2 protein-coding genes and 1 pseudogene are annotated in these 1,369 nt (G+C 64.6%); all 3 read right to left on the minus strand.

Annotated features, from left to right (window positions below):
• Nucleotides 1–238, minus strand: a pseudogene (locus tag EOA60_RS33070) (hypothetical protein); the annotation flags it as partial.
• Between the two features lie 182 nt (nucleotides 239–420).
• Entirely contained in the window at nucleotides 421–843 is a 423-nt protein-coding gene (locus EOA60_RS33075; protein ID WP_066990121.1) for a (deoxy)nucleoside triphosphate pyrophosphohydrolase, read from the minus strand.
• Nucleotides 840–1,369: GNAT family N-acetyltransferase (locus EOA60_RS33080; protein ID WP_164899775.1), on the minus strand; the 530-nt coding region annotated here is incomplete at its 5' end. The genes EOA60_RS33080 and EOA60_RS33075, both read right to left, overlap by 4 nt.

The following is a 1,369-nucleotide window of genomic DNA, read 5'->3' on the forward strand; positions in this document are numbered from 1 at the left end:
GGGTGTAGGTATCGCGGCGACCGATCGAACCGGTGCTGCTTAGGTCGAGTCCGCCGGTCAAGCTCTCGCGCGCGACCTGCGGACGCAGCTGGCTGTCCAGGAAAGGCGTCGCGATCAGAGCCAGCGCCACCGCGGCCGACCCGAAAAGCAGGGTGATCCGCAAGATACCCATGCCGGCATCGGCGGCGCGGAAAGTGCGGTCGGGCCGGATCGAGTCCCATTCTCTGTCGAGGCTCATGGATTGGCTCCAATCAAAATCGGCATGCCGCCGCGCGAACGATTTGCCTCAATTTTCCATGTCGAGATAAATCTTCCATTAACGCTGCCTAGAGCAGACGGAGCAAACGGCAGCTTGGAGCAATTCCGGCCGGAGGTCGCCAAATCAGCATTTTGGTGGAAACGCTGAAGCGGCTGTGACGATCACAAGAGATCGATGAGGAACTGGATCAGCGGCGCGTCCGCCGGCGGCATCGGGTAGTCGCGCATCTGGCGCGGCCTGACCCATTTCAGCCCCTGCCCTTCCCTCGGCTGCGCAATGCCGCGGAAGCGCCGGCAGATGTAGAGCGGCATCAGCAGGTGGAAATGGTCATAGCTGTGGCTGGCGAAGGTGAGCGGCGCCAGGCAGGGGATCTCGGTCTCGATACCGAGCTCCTCATGCAGCTCGCGCACCAGGCATTCCTCGGGCGTCTCGCCTGGCTCGACCTTGCCGCCCGGAAACTCCCAAAGGCCGGCGAGCTGCTTGCCCTCGGGACGCTGCGCCAGAAGCACGCGTCGGTCGGCGTCCACCAGCGCGCAGGCCGCGACAAGAAGCAGGCGCTTTCCAGCTGGCGTGATCTCGCTCATGCGTCCGGCCGCCGGCGATAATGGTAGCGATAGACTTCCTCGAAGCCGAGCGACCGGTAGAGCGACAGCGCCGCAACATTGCCGGCTTCTACCTGCAGCCATGCTTCGCGCGCGCCGCGCAGCCTGGCCCATTTCAGCGCCGACAGGATGAGGTTGCGGCCGTGGCCCTTTTTGCGCGCCGATTTTTCGGTGGCGACCTCGAACACGCCGGCGAGATCGCCGTCGTGGACGCAGATCAGCGTTGCCAGCGGCTCATTGCCGTCCTCGAGCGCAAACAGCCCCGCCTCAGGCTGGATTGCGCCGATGACTTCCGAGAGGCCGGCTCGCAGCGAGGCGTCCGAGCCGTTCGTCCTGATCGCCGCGCCGATGAAGCGGCTGATGTCTTTCAGCGGAATCTGGTCCATCGCGGCGTCGAGTTGCGCCTCCTTGAGCGGCAGACGCATCACCACCGATTCGTCGAACCGGCTCCAGCCTGCATCGTCGAGATGCGTCGACAGCACCTGCCCCGAAAGCGGCGACATACGAA

The organism is Mesorhizobium sp. M1A.F.Ca.IN.020.06.1.1, from assembly GCF_004023265.1.
Lineage (GTDB): Bacteria > Pseudomonadota > Alphaproteobacteria > Rhizobiales > Rhizobiaceae > Mesorhizobium.